Annotated in this window: 18 protein-coding genes and 1 riboswitch; of the genes, 13 read left to right on the top strand and 5 right to left on the bottom strand. The window is 56.4% G+C overall.

Annotated elements, in window-relative coordinates; genetic code table 11:
* The 7 genes from acpT to nikR all read left to right on the top strand — a co-directional run bounded on the left by acpT (position 1) and on the right by nikR (position 6568).
* Positions 1-588: a 4'-phosphopantetheinyl transferase AcpT gene (acpT, locus tag OGV82_RS04735; RefSeq protein WP_047460480.1), complete on the top strand. Its 588-nt coding sequence runs from the start codon at positions 1-3 to the stop codon at positions 586-588.
* Positions 589-1245: 657 nt separating this feature from the next.
* Positions 1246-2820 carry a nickel ABC transporter substrate-binding protein gene (nikA, locus tag OGV82_RS04730; protein WP_047460476.1) on the top strand — a complete coding sequence of 525 codons (1575 nt, stop codon included), beginning with the start codon at positions 1246-1248 and terminating at the stop codon, positions 2818-2820.
* Entirely contained in the window at positions 2820-3764 is a 945-nt protein-coding gene (gene nikB, locus OGV82_RS04725; RefSeq protein ID WP_012135612.1) for a nickel ABC transporter permease subunit NikB, read from the top strand. The genes nikA and nikB overlap by 1 nt, the downstream gene beginning before the upstream one ends.
* On the top strand, positions 3761-4594 hold the full coding sequence (nikC, locus tag OGV82_RS04720; protein WP_012135613.1) for a nickel ABC transporter permease subunit NikC: 834 nt from the start codon (positions 3761-3763) through the stop codon (positions 4592-4594). The genes nikB and nikC overlap by 4 nt, the downstream gene beginning before the upstream one ends.
* Entirely contained in the window at positions 4594-5358 is a 765-nt protein-coding gene (gene nikD / locus OGV82_RS04715) for a nickel import ATP-binding protein NikD (protein ID WP_047460472.1), read from the top strand. Before nikC ends, nikD begins: the two co-directional genes overlap by 1 nt.
* Positions 5355-6161 (top strand): nickel import ATP-binding protein NikE, encoded by an 807-nt coding sequence (gene nikE, locus OGV82_RS04710; protein WP_047460469.1) that lies wholly within the window; start codon positions 5355-5357, stop codon positions 6159-6161. The genes nikD and nikE overlap by 4 nt, the downstream gene beginning before the upstream one ends.
* 5 nt (positions 6162-6166) lie before the next feature.
* Positions 6167-6568, top strand: coding sequence for a nickel-responsive transcriptional regulator NikR (gene nikR, locus OGV82_RS04705; protein ID WP_012135616.1), 402 nt, complete (start codon positions 6167-6169; stop codon positions 6566-6568).
* A 104-nt stretch (positions 6569-6672) separates the two neighbouring features.
* Here nikR and OGV82_RS04700 read toward each other — a convergent pair whose 3' ends face one another.
* The 3 genes from OGV82_RS04700 to OGV82_RS04690 are packed head-to-tail and all read right to left on the bottom strand — an operon-like array spanning position 6673 to position 11608.
* Positions 6673-7797 (bottom strand): ABC transporter permease, encoded by a 1125-nt coding sequence (locus tag OGV82_RS04700; RefSeq protein ID WP_047460465.1) that lies wholly within the window; start codon positions 7795-7797, stop codon positions 6673-6675.
* Complete coding sequence (gene rbbA, locus OGV82_RS04695) at positions 7797-10544, bottom strand: ribosome-associated ATPase/putative transporter RbbA (protein ID WP_047460461.1); 2748 nt, start codon at positions 10542-10544, stop codon at positions 7797-7799. Before rbbA ends, OGV82_RS04700 begins: the two co-directional genes overlap by 1 nt.
* Positions 10541-11608 (bottom strand): HlyD family secretion protein, encoded by a 1068-nt coding sequence (locus OGV82_RS04690; protein ID WP_012135621.1) that lies wholly within the window; start codon positions 11606-11608, stop codon positions 10541-10543. The genes rbbA and OGV82_RS04690 overlap by 4 nt, the downstream gene beginning before the upstream one ends.
* A 413-nt stretch (positions 11609-12021) precedes the next feature.
* A riboswitch (M-box (ykoK) riboswitch) is annotated at positions 12022-12205 on the top strand.
* Positions 12206-12260: 55 nt separating this feature from the next.
* Between OGV82_RS04690 and OGV82_RS04685 the strand changes: the two genes are divergently transcribed.
* The gene (locus OGV82_RS04685; protein WP_047460458.1) at positions 12261-13274 is read left to right on the top strand and encodes a magnesium transporter; all 1014 of its coding nucleotides are present in this window, start codon (positions 12261-12263) and stop codon (positions 13272-13274) included.
* 37 nt (positions 13275-13311) lie between these two features.
* On the opposite strand, the gene OGV82_RS04680 is transcribed toward OGV82_RS04685, so the two are convergent.
* Positions 13312-14505: a BaiN/RdsA family NAD(P)/FAD-dependent oxidoreductase gene (locus OGV82_RS04680; RefSeq protein ID WP_047460455.1), complete on the bottom strand. Its 1194-nt coding sequence runs from the start codon at positions 14503-14505 to the stop codon at positions 13312-13314.
* Between the two features lie 230 nt (positions 14506-14735).
* Between OGV82_RS04680 and pitA the strand changes: the two genes are divergently transcribed.
* Positions 14736-16232, top strand: coding sequence for an inorganic phosphate transporter PitA (pitA, locus tag OGV82_RS04675; protein WP_012135626.1), 1497 nt, complete (start codon positions 14736-14738; stop codon positions 16230-16232).
* Between the two features lie 142 nt (positions 16233-16374).
* Here the strand turns inward: pitA and uspB are convergent, their stop codons facing one another.
* On the bottom strand, positions 16375-16710 hold the full coding sequence (uspB, locus tag OGV82_RS04670; RefSeq protein WP_012135627.1) for a universal stress protein UspB: 336 nt from the start codon (positions 16708-16710) through the stop codon (positions 16375-16377).
* Positions 16711-17101: 391 nt separating this feature from the next.
* Here uspB and uspA point away from each other — a divergent pair, with 391 nt between their 5' ends.
* The 4 genes from uspA (at position 17102) to nadS (ending at position 20045) form a co-directional block, all read left to right on the top strand.
* Positions 17102-17536 (top strand): universal stress protein UspA, encoded by a 435-nt coding sequence (gene uspA, locus OGV82_RS04665; protein ID WP_000323571.1) that lies wholly within the window; start codon positions 17102-17104, stop codon positions 17534-17536.
* Between the two features lie 299 nt (positions 17537-17835).
* Positions 17836-19308, top strand: coding sequence for a dipeptide/tripeptide permease DtpB (gene dtpB, locus OGV82_RS04660; RefSeq protein WP_047460450.1), 1473 nt, complete (start codon positions 17836-17838; stop codon positions 19306-19308).
* Between the two features lie 111 nt (positions 19309-19419).
* Complete coding sequence (locus tag OGV82_RS04655; RefSeq protein ID WP_308385090.1) at positions 19420-19761, top strand: type II toxin-antitoxin system RelE/ParE family toxin; 342 nt, start codon at positions 19420-19422, stop codon at positions 19759-19761.
* Positions 19758-20045: a NadS family protein gene (gene nadS / locus OGV82_RS04650; RefSeq protein WP_101744188.1), complete on the top strand. Its 288-nt coding sequence runs from the start codon at positions 19758-19760 to the stop codon at positions 20043-20045. Before OGV82_RS04655 ends, nadS begins: the two co-directional genes overlap by 4 nt.
* Positions 20046-20059 lie beyond the last annotated feature (14 nt).

Here is a 20059-nt window from a genome sequence, read left to right as displayed (position 1 = left end):
ATGTACCGGATTGTTCTGGGAAAAGTTTCGACACTGAGCACAGGCACGCTGCCGTCGCCACTGTACGCACAGGCGCCGCAGGGCGCTCGCCGCGCGCGCTGGCTGGCCGGTCGCGTGCTGCTTTCCCACGCCCTTTCGCCATTGCCGGAGATTGTGTATGGCGAACAGGGAAAACCTGCTTTTTCTCCTGACACCCGGCTCTGGTTTAACCTGAGTCATAGCGGGGACGATATCGCCCTGCTGCTGAGCGACGAGGGCGAAGTCGGCTGCGACATTGAAGTGATCCGCCCGCGAGATAACTGGCGGTCGCTGGCCAACGCGGTGTTCAGCCTTGGCGAACATGCGGAAGTAGAAGCCGAACATCCCGAACAACAGCTGACGGCGTTCTGGCGCATCTGGACGCGCAAAGAGGCTATCGTAAAACAGCGCGGCGGCAGCGCCTGGCAAATCGTCAGCGTGGACAGCACGCTCAACTCGGCGTTGTCGGTCAGCCAGTGCCAGCTCGATACCCTGAGTCTGGCGGTCTGCACGCCGACACCGTTCACGCTGACCGCCGATTGCGTGCAGCGCCTGGAATCCATCGCGTAAATTTGTATGTCATGCCTGCCGTTAAATCTTTACGGAGAACATTTCATTCTGACGCGTGATTCCGTTCACTTTAGGTTCAGCATTTCTCTGGAATTTCATCACCCGTGAACGCGTTAAGGGGGCTATCGCTGCCCCCTTAACAATCCCCGCTCCCGGCAGACCATTTCTGCGGTTTGTTTTTTAACAGCAAAACCGGTGCGGCTGAAAATCAGAGCATTGCAGCAATGCCCCTGTTCCGGCTGAAAATCGATGAGACGTTGACGGCTGACCGGGTCCGCCCGCAGGGACGCGGGCGGAGGGGACGGCCTGCCGGGACGCAGGCTCGACCCCGACCCGAAAGGCAGACGGAATAAGGCGAATAAACCGCGCAGCGGCGATTTTCCTTGCCGGAGAGCCAGGGTTGCAAGGGAGGCGGCGGTGAGCCTCCCTTGCACGTTCACGGGTAGTGAGTCTTCAGAGAAATGCGGGACATAAAGTGAACGGAACAATATTTCAGAGTGAAATAATCTCCTCATAGAAAACATCCGCTACCATATGATTTTCGTATACCTTCCCCCTTTGACCGCCCAACTATTGATCCAGAACACGTCAAAAGTATGATGAATCTTTAGAATCGTCATACTCATTTAGTCGTACCTCTTTTTAATCGGGGCCACCATTTTGTCCAGACTACGCCGCACACTTTTTGCGCTGCTGGCCTGTGCGTCATTCCTCGCGCATGCCGCCGCACCTGACGAGATCACCACCGCATGGCCGGTAAACGTAGGGCCGCTAAACCCGCACCTTTATACGCCTAACCAGATGTTCGCCCAGAGCATGGTGTATGAACCGCTGGTGAAGTATCAGGCGGATGGTTCAGTAAAACCCTGGCTGGCAAAAAGCTGGACCCACTCGGCAGATGGCAAAACCTGGGTGTTTACGCTGCGCGATGACGTAACCTTCTCTAACGGCGAAGCATTTGACGCCCAGGCCGCAGCAGAGAACTTCCGCGCGGTGCTTGATAACCGCCAGCGCCATGCCTGGCTGGAGCTGACGAACCAAATCACCGACGTCAAAGCGCTGAGTAAAACCGAACTGCAAATCACCCTGAAAAGCGCCTATTATCCTTTCCTGCAAGAACTCGCCCTGCCGCGCCCTTTCCGCTTTATCGCCCCGTCCCAGTTTAAAAACAACGAAACGATGAACGGCATTAAAGCGCCTGTCGGAACCGGGCCGTGGGTTCTGAAAGCGTCGAAGCTCAACCAGTACGACGTGCTGGTACGCAATGACCACTACTGGGGCGAAAAACCTGCGATCCGCCAGATAACGATTAAAGTGATCCCGGACCCGACGACCCGCGCGGTGGCCTTTGAGACCGGCGACATTGACCTGCTGTATGGCAATGAAGGACTGCTGCCGCTCGATACCTTCGCCCGTTTCAGCCAGACGCCGGAATACCGTACCCAGCTTTCCGCGCCGGTTGAGACCGTCATGCTGGCGCTGAACTCCGCCAAAGCGCCAACCAACGAGCTGGCGGTGCGTGAAGCGCTGAACTATGCGGTAAATAAAAAATCGCTGATCGATAATGCTCTGTACGGCACCCAGCAGATCGCCGATACGCTGTTTGCCCCCTCCGTGCCTTACGCCGACATTGGCCTGAAACCACGCCAGTACGATCCCCAACAGGCTAATGCGCTGCTGGAAAAAGCGGGCTGGACATTGCCTGCCGGGAAAACCATTCGTGAAAAAGCCGGTCAGCCGCTGCACGTTGAGCTGGCCTATATCGGCACCGACGCGCTGAGCAAATCAATGGCGGAAATCATCCAGGCCGATATGCGCAAAGTGGGCGTCGATGTGTCGCTGGTAGGCGAGGAAGAGAGCAGTATTTATGCCCGTATGCGCGATGGCCGTTTCGGGATGATTTTCTCCCGCACCTGGGGCGCGCCGTACGATCCGCATGCGTTTATGAGCTCAATGCGCGTACCGTCCCACGCCGATTATCAGGCGCAGCTCGGGCTGCCGGACAAAGCGCAAATTGATAAAGAAATTGGCGAGGTGCTCACCACCACCGATGAGGCGCAGCGTAAGTCTCTGTATCGCGACATCCTGACGCGTCTGCATAACGATGCGGTGTATCTGCCCATCAGCTATATGTCGATGATGGTGGTGGCGAAACCCGAGCTGGGGAAAATTCCTTATGCGCCCATCACCTCCGAGATCCCATTTGAACAGATCAACCCGGTGAAACCCTGATGCTGCGTTATATTGTGCGGCGCATTTTGCTGCTGATCCCGATGATTTTCGCCGCGTCGGTGATTATCTTTTTGATGCTGCGCATGGGCACCGGCGACCCGGCGCTCGACTATCTGCGGCTCTCTAACTTACCGCCAACGCCAGAGATGGTCGCCTCCACGCGGGTTATGCTGGGGTTGGATCAACCGCTGGTCGTACAGTACGGCTCCTGGCTGTGGAAAGCGCTGCATCTGGATTTTGGCATCTCTTTCGCTACTCAGCGCCCGGTGCTGGAGGACGTACTGAACTTTCTGCCCGCCACGCTACAGCTGGCGGGTGCGGCGCTGGTGCTGATCCTGCTCACGTCTGTACCGCTGGGGATCTGGGCGGCGCGCCATCGTGACCGTCTGCCGGACTTCATCGTGCGGCTGATCGCGTTTCTCGGCGTATCAATGCCCAACTTCTGGCTCGCCTTCCTGCTGGTGATGTTCTTCTCGGTGTATTTAAAGTGGCTACCGGCAATGGGCTACGGCGGCTGGCAGCACATCATTCTGCCTGCGGTGTCGATTGCGTTTATGTCGCTGGCGATTAACGCCCGCCTGCTGCGCGCCAGCATGCTGGAAGTCGCCGGTCAGCGCCACGTCACATGGGCGCGTCTGCGCGGCCTGAACGCGAAACAAACCGAGCGCCGCCATATTCTGCGTAACGCGTCGCTACCCATGATTACCGCCGTCGGGATGCACATTGGCGAACTGATTGGCGGCACGATGATTATCGAAAACATCTTCGCCTGGCCGGGCGTCGGGCGCTATGCGGTGTCAGCCATTTTTAACCGCGACTACCCGGTCATTCAGTGCTTTACGCTCATTATGGTGGTGGTTTTCGTGGTCTGTAACCTGATTGTTGACCTGCTGAACGCCGCGCTGGACCCGCGCATTCGTCGCCATGAAGGAGCGCATTCGTGAATTTTTTTCTCTCTGCACGCTGGCCGGTGCGCCTGGCGCTCCTCATTATCGCTTTGCTGGCGATCATCGCGCTCACCAGCCAGTGGTGGTTGCCGTACGATCCGCAGGCGATTGATTTACCGTCACGTTTACTGTCGCCGGACAGCCAGCACTGGCTGGGCACCGACCATCTGGGGCGCGATATTTTCTCCCGTCTGCTGGCGGCAACCCGCGTCTCGCTCGGTTCCGTAATCGCCTGTTTGTTGCTGGTGTTAGCGCTGGGGCTGATCGTCGGCGGCAGCGCCGGGCTGATGGGCGGTCGCGTCGATCAGTTCACCATGCGCGTCGCGGATATCTTTATGACGTTCCCGACCTCCATCCTCTCTTTTTTCCTCGTGGGCGTGTTGGGGACGGGGCTGACCAACGTCATCATCGCAATCGCCCTGTCGCACTGGGCCTGGTATGCGCGGATGGTGCGCAGCCTGGTGATATCCCTGCGCCAGCGTGAATTTGTGCTCGCCTCGCGCCTTTCCGGCGCCGGGCATGTGCGCGTGTTTATCGACCACCTGGCCGGGGCGGTGATCCCCTCCCTGCTCGTGCTGGCGACGCTGGATATCGGCCATATGATGCTGCACGTCGCCGGGATGTCATTCCTCGGCCTCGGCGTCACTGCGCCAACGCCGGAATGGGGCGTAATGATTAACGATGCGCGCCAGTATATCTGGACTCAGCCGCTACAGATGTTCTGGCCGGGACTGGCGCTGTTTATCAGCGTGATGGCCTTTAACATGGTGGGTGACGCCCTGCGCGATCACCTCGACCCTCATCTGGTGACGGAGCATGCCCACTGATGCCACAACAAATTGAATTACAAAACATTGTGTTGCAAGCAGACAGACCGTTGGTGCACGGCGTGTCGTTAGCGCTCAGGCGCGGGCGCGTACTGGCGCTGGTAGGCGGCAGCGGCAGCGGTAAATCGCTGACCTGCGCGGCGACGCTGGGCATCCTGCCCGCAGGCGTGCGTCAGACAGCGGGCGCCATTCTGGCCGATGGTCAGCCGATTTCCCCCTGCAAGCTGCGTGGAATTAAGGTCGCGACCATCATGCAGAACCCGCGCAGCGCCTTTAATCCGCTGCACACGATGGCGGCCCACGCAAAAGAAACCTGCCTGGCGGCAGGTAAACCGGCGGATGACGCCACGCTTATCGCGGCGCTGGAGGCGGTAGGTCTGGAAAATGCCGCGCGGGTACTGAAGCTTTACCCGTTCGAGATGAGCGGCGGCATGCTGCAACGCATGATGATTGCGATGGCGCTGCTGTGTGACGCGCCGTTCATCATCGCGGACGAACCAACAACCGACCTGGACGTGGTCGCCCAGGCACGAATCCTCGATCTCCTGGAAAGCATTATGCGTAGCCGCGCGCCCGGTATGCTGCTGGTCACTCATGATATGGGCGTCGTCGCGCGACTGGCGGACGATGTGGCAGTAATGGACAACGGCAAGATCGTAGAACTGGGTGACGTTGAAACGTTATTCCGCACCCCGCAGCATAGCGTGACGCGTAATCTGGTTTCGGCGCATCTCGCGCTGTACGGTATGGAGTTAGCCTCATGACGTTACTGACGGTAAGCGGTATTTCCCATCAATACGCGCACGCTAACCTCAGCGGCAAACATCAGCATCACACGGTGCTGAAAGAAGTGTCATTAAGCCTGAAAAGCGGCGAAACCGTGGCGTTATTGGGGCGTAGCGGCTGCGGGAAAAGCACGCTTGCCCGCCTGCTGGTCGGGCTGGAATCGCCGACGCAGGGCCGCGTCTGCTGGCAGGGCGAGCCGCTCTCCACGCTTAACCGGGCCAGACAAAAAGCGTTTCGCCGTGATATCCAGATGGTGTTTCAGGACTCAATCAGCGCGGTAAACCCGCGTAAAACCGTACGCGAGATCCTGCGTGAACCGATGCGCCATTTGCTGTCGCTTTCCAGAGCCGAGCAAATCGCGCGCGCCAGCGAGATGCTGCGGGCGGTGGATCTGGACGACACGCTTCTGGATAAACGTCCGCCACAGCTGAGCGGCGGGCAATTACAGCGCGTCTGCCTGGCGCGGGCGCTGGCGGTCGAACCCAAATTACTGATTCTGGATGAAGCGGTCTCCAACCTCGATCTGGTATTGCAGGCGGGCGTCATTCGTCTGCTCAAAAAGCTGCAACAGCAGTTCGGCACCGCCTGTCTGTTTATCACCCACGATTTACGTCTGGTGGAACGTTTTTGCCACCGGGTAATGGTGATGGATGAAGGGCAGATTGTTGAGACGCGAACCGTAGGTGACACATTAACCTTTTCCTCTGACGCCGGGCGTGTGTTACAAAATGCGGTACTTCCCGCATTTCCCGTGCGCCATCGCGCGACAGAAAAGGTTTAATTCAGATGCAACGTGTCACTATTACTCTCGATGACGATTTACTCGAAACGCTGGATAGCCTGAGCCAGCGCCGGGGCTACAACAACCGCTCCGAAGCGATTCGTGACATTCTGCGCGGCGCGCTGGCGCAGGAGGCCACGCAGGAGCACGGCACCCAGGGCTTCGCGGTGCTCTCGTATGTTTATGAGCATGAGAAACGCGATTTAGCCAGCCGCATCGTTTCCACTCAGCATCATCACCATGATTTGTCGGTGGCGACGCTGCATGTACACATTAATCACGACGACTGTCTGGAGATCGCCGTACTGAAAGGCGATATGGGCGACGTTCAGCATTTTGCCGATGACGTCATCGCCCAGCGCGGCGTGCGCCACGGTCATTTGCAGTGTTTGCCGAAGGAAGAGTGATTGCCCGTTTCGTTGCCAGGGGCGCTTCGCTTGCCCGGCCTACGTCCATTTCCGTTGGTAGTTCACAGGCCGGATAAGGCGTAGCCGCCATCCGGCAATAATGTTTACGCCATCGTGCCAATCGTCTTTCTGAAACGCAGTAGCGCTATCAGGAAGAAAGCGCTGCCGATCGCCAGCAGCGTCAGAAACTGCGGCCAGACGATGCCAAACCCGGCGCCGCGATAAAGTATCGCCTGCGCGAGGCTGACAAAGTGAGTGGTCGGCATCGTCAGCATGATGTCCTGCACCACCTGCGGCATACTTTCACGCGGCGTGGAACCGCCGGAGAGCATCTGCAACGGCAGCAGCACCAGAATCATCAGCAGCCCCAGTTGCGGCATCGAACGCGCCAGAGTGCCCATAAAAATCCCGATAGACGTGGTGGCGAACAGGCTTAACGCGACCCCCAGCATAAACAGCGGAATGGAGCCCTCAATCGGCACGCCGAGTACCCCCTTCACCATCAGCATCAGCGACAGCCCGGAAACCACCAGCACCACCAGCCCCATCGACCAGACCTTCGCCATCATGATCTCAAACGGGGTGATCGGCATCACCAGCAGGTGTTCAATCGTCCCGTGCTCCCGCTCGCGGATCAGCGCCGAGCCGGTCAGCACAATCGCCAGCATGGTGATGTTATTAATAATCGCCATTACGCCGCCGAACCATGCCGGATCCAGATTCGGGTTGAAGCGCATCCGGGTTTCCAGCGAGACCAGCGGCTCGCTATTGTCGCGGTAACGCGCCACAAAGCTGTTCACCTCGCCGCTGATGATGTTCTGGATATAGCTGTTGCCGGTAAACGCCTGACTCATGCGCGTCGCATCGACGTTCACCTGAATATCCGGCTGCCGCCCCGCCAGCACATCCCGTTGGAAATTGGGCGGAATATTGACGGCAAAGGTGTAACGTCCGGCATCCAGTCCGGCGTCCATCTCATCGGCGGTGATCATCTCCGGCGGCAGGAACCACGGGCGATAGAAGCTGTTCACAATGCGATTCGACAGCTGAGACTGGTCCATATCGGCAATCGCGATTGGCGCAAGGTGCAGCGAGCCCGGCAGAACGGTGGCGGAGGAGTACACCGAAATCGTGAAGGCAAAGACAATCAGCGTCAGCATTGCCTTATCCCCCAGCAGGCTGCGTAACTCTTTGATGCCGAGGTTATAAATATTGCGTAATCGGCGCATCACCCCTCCTGTTTTTTCAGCAGCAATACGCTCAGGCCAATCACCAGCGGAATGGCGATCGCCAACGGCACGAACAGCGGCCAGAGATCCATCAGATCCAGCGCTTTCGAGAACGTACCGCGCGCGATCGTCAGAAAATGGCTGGTCGGGTAGATCTCGCCGATCCATCTCCCCGGCCCTTCCAGCGACGCCACCGGGTCGATCATCCCGGAGAACTGCGTCGCCGGGATCAGCGTAATGATCGAGGTGCCGAAAATCGCGGCGATCTGGCTTTTCATAAACGTCGAAATCAGCAGCCCCATTCCGGTGGCGATGGTGACGTAGAGCAGCGCCGCCAGGGTGAGCGTCAGGAAGCTGCCCTTATGCGGCACGCCAAAAACAAACACCGACAGCGCGCAGAGCAACAGGAAGTTCAGCATCCCCAGCGCGATGTACGGCAACTGTTTACCGAGTAAAAATTCGCTGCGGGTGGTCGGCGTCACATACAAGTTGATAATCGATCCCAGCTCTTTTTCACGCACCACGCTCAGGGCGCTGAGCATCGACGGGATCATCATCAACAGCAGCGGAATCACCGCCGGCACAATCGCTGGCAGGCTTTTCACATCCGGGTTGTAGCGATAGCGCGTTTCAATGGTCATCAGCCCGCCCTGGCTGCTGGCATTCGGCTGACGGCTCGCCACATCCTGTAGCCAGCTCTGGTGCATCGCCTGTACGTATCCCCTTACCGTTTCCGCGCGACTGGGCATTGCGCCATCCACCCACACGCCAATCTGCACCGGCGTGCCGCGGGCGATATCCCGTCCAAAATTGGGCGGAAGTTCTATCGCGACCGCCACCTCGCCCGAGCGCATACGCCGGTCAAGATCGTCATAGCTGGTGAGCGGCGGCTGCTCGATAAAATAGCGAGACCCCGCCAGGTTCAACGACCAGGCCTGGCTGCTGACGGTCCGATCGCGATCGAGCACGGCAAAGCGCAGGTTTTCCACATCCATGCTGATACCGTAGCCCATGATCAGCATCAAAATGACCGTCCCCAGCAAGGCCAGCGTTGATCGCACCGGATCGCGGCGCAGCTCCAGCGCTTCACGGCGGCTATAGCTGAACAGACGTCGCAGACTAAAGCCCTGGCGCGGCGGTTTACTCGTTTTATGAGCGTCTGGCGCGTCCGCTGGCGGCAGCGGTGATACTGGCGCTGGCCCTGCGGCTTCCTGTAACCAGGAGATAAACGCCTCTTCAAGACTGGCAGCGCCCCGCCGCTCTACCAGTTCCTGCGGCGTGCCGCTGGCAAGCACCTTTCCGGCGTGCATCAGCGACATGCGGTCACAGCGTTCCGCTTCGTTCATAAAGTGGGTGGAGATAAAAATGGTCACCTTATCCTGGCGCGACAGATCCACCATCAACTGCCAGAACATATCCCTGGCGACCGGGTCCACGCCGGAGGTCGGCTCATCCAGAATCAGCATTTCCGGGCGATGGATCACCGCCACCGCCAGCGACAAGCGCTGGCGAATACCGAGCGGCAGCGCTTCCGGCAGCATATCTTCGACGTCAGAGAGCATAAAACGCTCGCTCATCTGCGCTACGCGCTGCGGAATCTCTGCGTCCGGGATGTGGAACAGGCGGGCATGTAGCTCCAGGTTTTGCCGCACGGTCAGCTCGCTGTAGAGTGAAAACGCCTGCGACATGTAACCCACCCGGCGGCGGGTTTCGATATCCTTCGGGTCAACCGACTGTCCGAACAGCCAGGCTTCCCCTTCGCTGGCAGGCAGCAGCCCGGTGAGCATTTTCATGGTGGTGGACTTGCCGCAGCCGTTCGATCCCAGAAAACCAAAAATCTCTCCGCGCGGGATGCGGAAATTGACGTGATCGACGGCGACGAAATTGCCAAACCGCATGGTCAGATCTTTCGCCTCAATAGCGATCTCTTCCTGCGTCGCATCATAAGGCGGGATAACAACGGGTTTGTGCGCCTGGCGCTGCGCCTCTGGCAACAGGGCGATAAACGCCTGCTCCAGCGTGGCGCTGCCGGTTTTGTCCCGCAGTTCTTGCGCACTGCCCGTCGCCATCACTTCACCTGCGTTCATTGCCACCAGCCAGTCGAAACGCTCGGCTTCTTCCATATAGGCCGTGGCGACCAGCACGCTCATGTTAGTCTGGCGCTGACGAATGCTGTCGATCAACGCCCAGAACTGGGCGCGGGAAAGCGGGTCAACCCCGGTGGTAGGCTCGTCAAGAATCAGCAGTTCCGGGTCATGGATCAGCGCGCAGCACAGCCCCAGTTTTTGTTTCATGCCGCCCGAGAGCTTCCCCGCCGGGCGATCGCGAAACGGCGCCAGCCCGGTGCTGTTCAGCAGATCGGTAATTCGCGCTTCACGCTCCGCTTTATCATGCCCGAAGAGACGCGCGAAGAAATCGACGTTCTCATACACCGACAGCGTATGGTAGAGGTTCTTTCCCAGCCCCTGCGGCATCCAGGCTATCCGTGGGCAGACATCGCGGCGGTGCGTCGCGTCGCGCATGTCGCCGCCCAGCACCCGCACATTGCCCTGCTCGATAACGCGCGCGCCGGAGATAAGCGACAGCAGGCTCGACTTACCGACGCCATCCGGGCCAATCAGCCCCACCATACAGCGAGCGGGGATATCCAGCGTGATGTTGTTCAGCGCCACCGTTGCCCCGTAATGCTGACTCACGCCGTCAAGGTGCGCCACGGTAGGAATGGGAAGACGCGCCAGGTTCGTCATTGCGGCAGCCTCACCGCCAGATCGTCAGGCCAGGGGCGCTGTTCATCCAGCCGCACCCATGCCATACCCGGCAAACCGGTTTTAACGTATTCCAGATGCTGCTGTAACAGCGCTGGCGGGATACGCGCCTTCACGCGGAACATCAGCTTCAGCCGTTCATCGCTGGTTTCGACGGTTTTCGGCGTGAACTGCGCAACACTGGCGACAAAACTGATGGTGGCCGGAATGCGCAGGCTGGGCGCGGCATCCAGCACCAGGCGCGCTTCTCCGCCAATTTTCAGCAGGCCGGCCTGCTCGGTCGGCAGGAAGAAGGTCATGTAGACATCGCTGAGATCGACCATATTCAGCACCCGGCCGCCCGCAGACAGCACCTCTCCCGGTTCGGCAACGCGGTACTGGACGCGGCCATCTCGCGGCGCTTTTAATTCACTGTCATCGATGTCCGCCACAATGCGTCGTTCGGTAGCCTGCGCCGCGTCTACGCGGGTCTGCGCCTGAATAATGCTGGTGCGGGCCGCTTCAATCGCCGCTTTCGTCGCAGAGACCTGGGCTTTGGCGGATTCCAGCGCGGCGCGAGCGCTTTCGGCAGCGGCGCGATCGTCATCCAGCTGTTGAGCGGAAACCGCACCGCGCTGCGACAGCGAACGGGAACGCACATGACGTTTGGAGACCGAATCCAGCTCGGCTTCACGCTGCTTCACCACCGACTGGGCGGCGCGCGTTTCGCTCTGGCGTTGCTCCAGCAGGGCGCGCGCGGCGGCAACCGCGCTTTCAGCCTCTTTGATTTGCGCGATGGCTTCCAGCCGCTGTTCCTGCAACACGCGGGTGTCCATCTTCGCCAGCACCTCGCCCTGGCGTACAAACTGCCCTTCCGACACCAGAATGGTGTCAATTCGACCGGCGATTTTGGTGGCAATATCGACTTCTGTTGCCTCAATTCTGCCGTTGCTGGCGGCAAAGCCATCCGGTACGCCAGCAGGACGTAGCATCCACCACGCTACGGCTGCTATTGCCACCAGGATGCCAACACTCCACCACACCAGATGACGCTTTATTTTGTCCATATCCGACCCGCCGTGATCCCTGTTAGCCAACAATGCGTGTCACAACACCCCCGAACACATGTTCAGCGGGATATTCCATCCGGGATAAGAAGGAAAAAAAGAAAATGGCCAGACGGCATGCAGGCGTCAGCGCGGCGCTCGCCGTAAAGGAAAGTGAATGACGGAAATGCTCGAAAAACGGGTACTAATGTTGTCATCATCAGCGTTCCTGGCCGTAAATGAAACACGCATACTCATATGTACTATCAATGAAATACTAACACCAATACCCGTGATGTCTATTCACTTCATTCTTTAATGGGTTTCGCTGGCTTTTATTGGCAGAGAGACGATGTGGTATATCAACCGTTGATAAACCATCTAAATTATAAACATTGTGAATGGTTAACATTCTCTATACTGGCGGCTCATTTTATCGATCTCGTTATGGCGAGGCTCCTGCACAAATATAAGTTACCGCCCTGCTGGTATCGAGAGAGACCACTCAGGGAAATACAGGCATCCATCGAATCAAGGTGTTGCCAAGGTAACTTCTGACGATATCACTATCGGACAGATACGTTGTGCAGTGCTAAAACCAGGACGTAGGGATCTGCCTGTGCTCATCCTGTCTTGTTCGCCCCTATGAGAGCTTTTTATAGGGAATTACTCAATGTCATCCATCCACGTTTGCAACGCACATCACCCGGCTCCGGCTTTTGACGGCGATGCTATCGCGCAATATATGCGTACCGATTTTATTACGCTGCCGGATCATCTCAGCGTTCACGAGGCGCGTGAATTCTTTGTGTCGCAACTCACCTCAGATGATATTCCCGGCCAGGTGTTTGTGGTTGCGGAAAAACAGCTGCGCGGGGTTTTATCCATCAAGAAACTTTTACAGGCAAGCGACACGGCGCAATCTATCCACGCCTTAATGGACAGTTGCCTGTTTCGCGTCAAACCCGACGACGAACGTCCACACATCATTGCCGAGCTGACCGAACGCCAGCTCGATCTGGTGCCGGTCGTCGATAAAGGCGAGTTGGTCGGCTGCCTGATGGAAAAAGAGATTGCCCATCTTCTGGAAGATGACGTCACTGAAGACGTGCAGCGCCAGGGGGCGACGCTGCCGCTGGAGAAACCGTATCTGGACATCAGCCCGTGGACGCTGTGGAAGAAACGTTCTGTGTGGCTGCTGTTGCTGTTTGTGGCGGAAGCCTATACCAGTAGCGTACTGCAACATTTCGAAGAGGCGCTGGAGTCAGCGATTGCGCTGGCCTTCTTCATTCCCCTGCTGATTGGCACCGGCGGCAACAGCGGCACGCAAATAACCTCTACGCTGGTGCGCGCAATGGCGCTGGGCGAAGTGCGGCTGCGCGACATAGGGCGGGTCATTCGCAAAGAGGCATCGACCTCGCTGCTGATCGCCATAACGCTGGGCCTGGCGGGTTGTCTGCGCGCCTGGATGATGGGTATCGGCGTGGAAATCACGCTGATCGTCAGCCTGACGCTGGTATGCATTACGCTGTGGAGCGCGGTGGTGTCATCAGTGATCCCGATGGTGCTCAAGCGCATCGGCATCGACCCTGCGGTGGTCTCTGCGCCGTTTATCGCCACGCTGATCGACGGCACCGGACTGATTATCTACTTTAAAATCGCCCAGTATTTTCTTGGCCTGAACTGACAACTGCGCCCGACCGCTCTCTGGTCGGGCAAACCCGTTATCCTTCGCTCAGCGCCTGCGCGCATGCCCACGCGCTCGACCAGGCCCACTGGAAGTTATAGCCCCCCAGCCAACCGGTGACATCCATCACCTCGCCGATAAAATAAAGTCCCGGCACTTTTCGGGCCTCCATCGTGCGCGAAGAAAGTTCATCGGTGTTCACGCCGCCAAGCGTCACTTCCGCCGTGCGATAGCCTTCCGTACCGTTAGGCTGTACGCGCCATTCGGTCAGCGTTTCAATCAGCGCCTGCTGCTCGCGTGCGTTCAACTGTTTCAGGGAAACATCCGGGATCTGCCCAAGCTGCTGTAAACATTCCACCAGGCGCTTCGGCAACTGCATCGCCAGCGTATTTTTCAGGCTTTGATTCGGGTGCGCGCAACGTTGTTCATTGAGGAAATCATCAGGATCGACCTCCGGCAGCAAATTGATGCTGACAAATTCGCCAGGCTGCCAGAAACTCGAAATCTGTAAAACCGCCGGGCCTGACAGCCCACGGTGGGTAAAGAGCAGATTTTCACGGAATACCGTACCGTCCTGCGCCGCGATCACCGCAGGCACCGAAACGCCGGATAACACCTGAAGCTGCTCCAGCAGCGGTTTATGCAACGTGAAGGGCACCAGCCCGGCGCGGGTCGGCAGGACATCCAGACCAAACTGTTCAGCAATTTTATAACCCAACGGCGACGCGCCCAGACCCGGCATGGAGAGACCGCCCGTGGCGATCACCACTTTTTTCGCCGCGACCGTCATGCCGTTCAGTTCCAGGGTAAACCCTTCGTCATCACGCGCAATGCTGAGCACTTCGCTGCGCAGGCGCATCGTCACGTTGCCCTTTGCGCATTCCGCCACCAGCATATCGACAATTTGCTGCGCAGAGTCGTCGCAGAACAGCTGGCCGAGCGTTTTTTCATGCCAGGCGATGCCGTGTTTGCCCACCAGATCGATAAAGTCCCACTGGGTGTAACGCGCCAGCGCCGATTTGCAGAAATGGGGGTTCTGGCTCAGATAGGCAGCAGGTTCGACATACAGATTCGTGAAGTTGCAGCGCCCGCCGCCGGACATCAGGATCTTACGCCCCGGTTTTTTACCATTATCGATGAGCAGCACGCGGCGACCCGCCTGACCGGCCTGCGCCGCACAGAACATACCCGCCGCGCCAGCGCCTATAATAACGGCATCAAACCTTTCCACTTTGCGATCCTCTCTGAAAACAGGGCGTGAATTGTAAAGATTCCTCAGTGGTCGCACCAGCGACAAAATCAATGGATATGAGTATTTAATTGAATTCTATAAGATAATTCTTTAGTGGCATGACATTAAGCAGGCGTTATATCAAAAAAAGTCTATATTTCACTTTGCCCGCGCCGCGAAAGTCACTGATAATGCGCCGCGTTCATGTCCTCAAAATGGCGTAACGTCCTATGCTACATTTGTTTGCTGGCCTGGATTTACATACCGGGCTTTTATTATTGCTTGCTCTGGCTTTTGTGCTGTTCTACGAAGCGATTAACGGCTTCCATGATACAGCCAACGCAGTGGCAACCGTGATTTATACCCGTGCGATGCGTTCGCAACTGGCGGTTGTTATGGCTGCGGTCTTTAACTTCTTTGGCGTTCTACTGGGCGGTCTGAGTGTAGCCTATGCCATCGTGCATATGTTGCCTACGGATTTGCTGCTTAACATGGGTTCCGCACATGGCCTCGCTATGGTGTTCTCTATGTTGCTGGCGGCCATTATCTGGAACCTCGGTACATGGTACTTTGGTCTGCCTGCCTCCAGTTCCCATACGCTGATTGGCGCCATCATTGGTATCGGTTTAACCAATGCAATGATGACCGGCACTTCAGTGGTGGATGCGCTAAATATACCTAAAGTTATCAATATCTTTGGGTCACTGATTGTCTCCCCTATCGTAGGCCTGGTGTTTGCTGGCGGTCTGATCTTTTTGCTGCGTCGCTACTGGAGCGGCACTAAAAAGCGCGCACGTATCCACCTGACCCCTGCTGAACGTGAAAAGAAAGACGGTAAGAAAAAGCCGCCATTCTGGACGCGTATCGCACTTATCCTCTCGGCTATCGGCGTGGCGTTCTCTCATGGCGCTAACGATGGTCAGAAAGGCATTGGTCTGGTCATGCTGGTTCTGATTGGCGTGGCGCCTGCGGGCTTCGTCGTCAATATGAACGCATCCGGCTATGAAATTACCCGTACCCGCGACGCCATCAACAACGTCGAAACGTACTTCCAGCAGCACCCTGATCTGCTGAAAAAAGTCACCGGCGTGGACCAGCTGATTCCTGCACCGGAACCGGGCGCGACAGAACCCGCAGAGTTCCATTGCCACCCGGCGAATACCATCAATGCGCTTGATCGCGCGAAAGGTATGCTGGCGAATCTGGAAAGCTACGACACGTTAAGCGTTGACCAGCGTAGCCAGCTGCGTCGCATTATGCTGTGCATCTCCGACACGACCGATAAAGTCGTGAAGCTGCCTGGCGTAAGCAATGACGACCAGCGTCTGCTGAAAAAACTGAAAACCGATATGCTGAGCACCATTGAGTACGCGCCGATCTGGATAATCATGGCCGTCGCGCTGGCGCTGGGTATTGGCACCATGATCGGCTGGCGCCGCGTGGCGACCACCATCGGTGAGAAGATTGGTAAGAAAGGCATGACCTATGCGCAAGGGATGTCGGCGCAGATGACGGCCGCAGTCTCTATCGGTCTCGCCAGCTACACCGGTATGCCGGTATCCACCACGCACGTCCTTTCTTCCTCCGTCGCGGGGACAATGGTCGTGGACGGTGGCGGTCTACAGCGCAAAACGGTCACCAGCATTCTGATGGCCTGGGTGTTTACCCTGCCAGCGGCGATTATTCTGTCCGGCGTGCTGTACTGGATCTCGCTGAAGATTATCTAAGCGCGACCGTGCCGGATGGCGGCGATGCCTTATCCGGCCTACAAAAACGCAGCACGTAGGCCTTAAAGCGACGCGCCATCAGGCAAAGGAATGCAGAATCAACCGTATTGAGCGGGTCAGGAAACTGACCCGCTTTTTTTGCTCAGTGCCAAATCAACAGCGCAACCATACTGATCAGCACCAGACCGCATAATGCGCTGGTGAGGATGAACTGGCCGCGAACGCGTTCACAACGGCGGATGAATTCATCATCGTGGTGATCGCGATAACGTTGCGCGTAGATATACCACACCAGACGCATCTGTTTGTTGGGTTGACCATGCGAGGTAAAGAAGCCACCTCCATCCACATATTGGTAGAGCAATGGATCGCAACCACGCAGTACCACTAACAGCGCGCGTAACGATGAGAAATAGCGCGCCATATTAACAATGCAAACGACACATAAAGCCCAGAATAATGCGACGGTGCTTATCATACCTCCTCCCCGGCGACCCGCCCACGGAGCTCCTCTCCGGGACTACCGCTCCCCCGATACTCAGCCAGACAGTTCAGTGAAAGAGTCCTGCTAAACCGTTCACGCCAGTGCCCTGCATCCGAACGGCTCTATTAAATAGTGTAGGAGATCAGTTAATTTTTTTGCCAGAAGGTTAACCGCTATCAATGCAATTAACTGAAAATTTTGTTTAACTGATTGGCAAGCAAGGCGGATTGACGGATTATCCAGGTCGCTATAATGTAAGGATAGTCTTTACATTCACTTCTCGGCTGGGCTAGCCCCGCGCTGTAGTTCGCAGGACGCGGGTGACGCGGCGGCACAAGAAACGCTAGCTGGCTAGTCATCGACAACTTATGGAAGGAGTAACACTATGGCTTACAAACACATTCTCATCGCGGTTGACCTTTCCCCGGAAAGTAAAGTTCTGGTAGAAAAAGCGGTTTCAATGGCGCGTCCTTACAACGCGAAAGTCTCTCTTATCCACGTTGATGTCAATTACTCTGACCTGTACACCGGCCTGATCGACGTGAATCTGGGCGATATGCAAAAACGCATCTCTGAAGAAACACACCATGCGCTGACCGAACTTTCCACCAATGCCGGTTACCCTATCACCGAAACCCTGAGCGGCAGCGGCGATCTGGGTCAGGTACTGGTTGACGCGATCAAAAAATACGATATGGATCTGGTCGTTTGCGGTCATCATCAGGACTTCTGGAGCAAACTGATGTCTTCAGCACGCCAGCTGATTAATACCGTGCATGTCGACATGCTGATTGTTCCGCTGCGCGACGAAGAAGAGTAAGTTCCTGTTGTGCCGGATGGCGGCTGACGCCTTATCCGGCCTGGCATTCATCAGCCCGATATACACAGCGCCCGCCAATGCGGGCGTTTTTGTTTATGCCTTCCCTCGAACACATTCCAGTACAACATTCCAGACCACAAATCATAATTAGTGTGATCAACTAATTAGATCGAAAACTATCTCTATAATAATCTATTCATTCGGTTAATGACCGCAGTCTATAACAGAGTCAGACTTTTTCGGCGCGTTTTGGCATACGCGTTCATACTTTTCGGGATGGCATTGAAAGGCGAAGGAATATGAATACAACTGCACCTACGGGCTTGCTACAGCAACCCCGTCCGTTCTTCATGATCTTTTTTGTAGAATTATGGGAGCGATTCGGCTATTACGGCGTCCAGGGCATCCTGGCGGTTTTCTTTGTTAAACAGCTTGGCTTCTCTCAGGAACAGGCATTTATCACCTTTGGCGCATTTGCCGCACTGGTGTACGGCCTGATATCCATTGGCGGCTACGTTGGCGATCACCTGCTGGGAACTAAGCGTACCCTGGTACTGGGGGCGATTGTCCTAGCGATCGGCTACTTCATGACCGGGTTATCGTTACTGAAACCGAACCTGATTTTTATCGCGCTGGGGACGATTGCCGTCGGTAACGGGCTGTTTAAAGCCAACCCTGCGAGCCTGCTGTCCAAGTGTTACCTGCCCAAAGACCCCCGTCTGGACGGCGCGTTCACCCTGTTTTATATGTCGATTAACATCGGGTCGCTGCTGTCGCTCTCCCTCGCCCCGGTCATCGCCGACAAATTCGGCTATGCCGTTACCTATAACCTGTGCGGCGCCGGGCTGATTGTCGCGCTTCTGGTCTACTTCGCCTGTCGCGGCATGGTGAAAGATATCGGTTCAGAGCCAGACCATAAGCCGCTGAGCTTCCGTAATCTGCTCGCCGTACTGATCGGCACCGTCGCCATGATTTTCCTCTGCGCCTGGCTGATGCATAACGTAAAAATCGCCAACCTGGTGCTGATCGTCCTGTCGATTGTGGTCATCATTTTCTTCTTCCGTGAAGCGTTTCGTCTGGATAAAACCGGACGCAACAAAATGTTCGTCGCTTTTATCCTGATGCTTGAAGCGGTGCTGTTTTATATTCTGTACGCACAGATGCCTACATCGCTGAATTTCTTCGCAATCAATAACGTACATCACGATATTCTCGGTTTTACCATTAACCCGGTCAGCTTCCAGGCGCTGAACCCGTTCTGGGTGGTGGTTGCCAGTCCGGTACTGGCGGCGATTTACACGCGTCTGGGGAGCAAAGGCAAAGATCTGACCATGCCGATGAAGTTTACGCTGGGCATGTTCCTCTGTTCGCTGGGCTTTCTGACCGCCGCCGCCGCAGGCATGTGGTTCGCCGATGCGCAGGGGCTGACTTCACCGTGGTTTATCGTGCTGGTGTACCTGTTCCAGAGTCTGGGTGAGTTGCTGATTAGCGCCCTGGGGCTGGCGATGGTTGCCGCGCTGGTGCCTCAGCACCTGATGGGCTTTATTCTCGGGATGTGGTTCCTGACGCAGGCGGCGGCTTTCCTGCTGGGCGGCTATGTCGCAACCTTCACCGCCGTACCGGAAAACATCACCGACCCGCTCCAGACGCTGCCTATCTACACCGGCGTGTTCAGCAAAATAGGCCTCGTCACACTGGCGGTCACCGTTGTGATGGCGATTATGGTGCCGTGGTTGAACCGGATGATTAATACGCCGGATAGCAGTAAATAAGCGTCAACTTTTAGTTCTGACCGCGAGTAACATCGCGGTTTTTTTATCTGTATACTCTTACGATGTAAGAGTATAATTTGAACAAACAGGTCATCATGGACGGACATGACCATGAACTACATTGAATTTATTGAGACTTCTGTCTTTGCCCGCCAGCGGGAAACCCTGCTCACCGAGGATGAATATCGCGCATTTCAGGAAATGCTCATTATAAACCCGCTGGAAGGTGATTTAATTCAGGGTACAGGTGGTTGCAGGAAAGTTCGTTTTGCTCCAGCAAGCCACTGTAAGGGCAAAAGCGGCGGGATTCGTAGTATTTACTATTTTCAAAATAGCGAAGGGCGTATCTGGCTTTTCATGGCTTACCCTAAGAACAAAAAGGATAGTCTGAGCGGCGAAGAAAAAAACGCCCTCAAATCCATCATTCACCAACTAAAAGAGGGCTCGTTATGAACGATTTCTTTAAAGATCTGATGGAATCTGCAAGCGAGGCCGTTGAAATCAGCCAGGGTCGCAAACCTGCTGCCCAAATCACCCGATATGAACTTCCAGATGTCAAAGCTATCAGGAAGAAAGCCAATATGAAGCAGAATGAGTTTGCACAGGCAATAGGCGTCTCATCTTCCCTGATTCAGGCCTGGGAGCAGAAGAGGCGTATCCCTACCGGAACTTATCTTAAGGTTCTTCGGGTGATAGAGCGTAATCCAGAGATGGTTAATCTTTTCAAAACAGTCTAATCGCAACATAGTCC

Source organism: Citrobacter sp. CK191, from assembly GCF_030333435.1.
Taxonomy (GTDB): Bacteria; Pseudomonadota; Gammaproteobacteria; order Enterobacterales; family Enterobacteriaceae; genus Citrobacter_B; species Citrobacter_B koseri.
The sequence above is the reverse complement of the archived record's forward strand: the minus strand, read 5'-3'. Positions and strand labels throughout refer to the sequence as shown.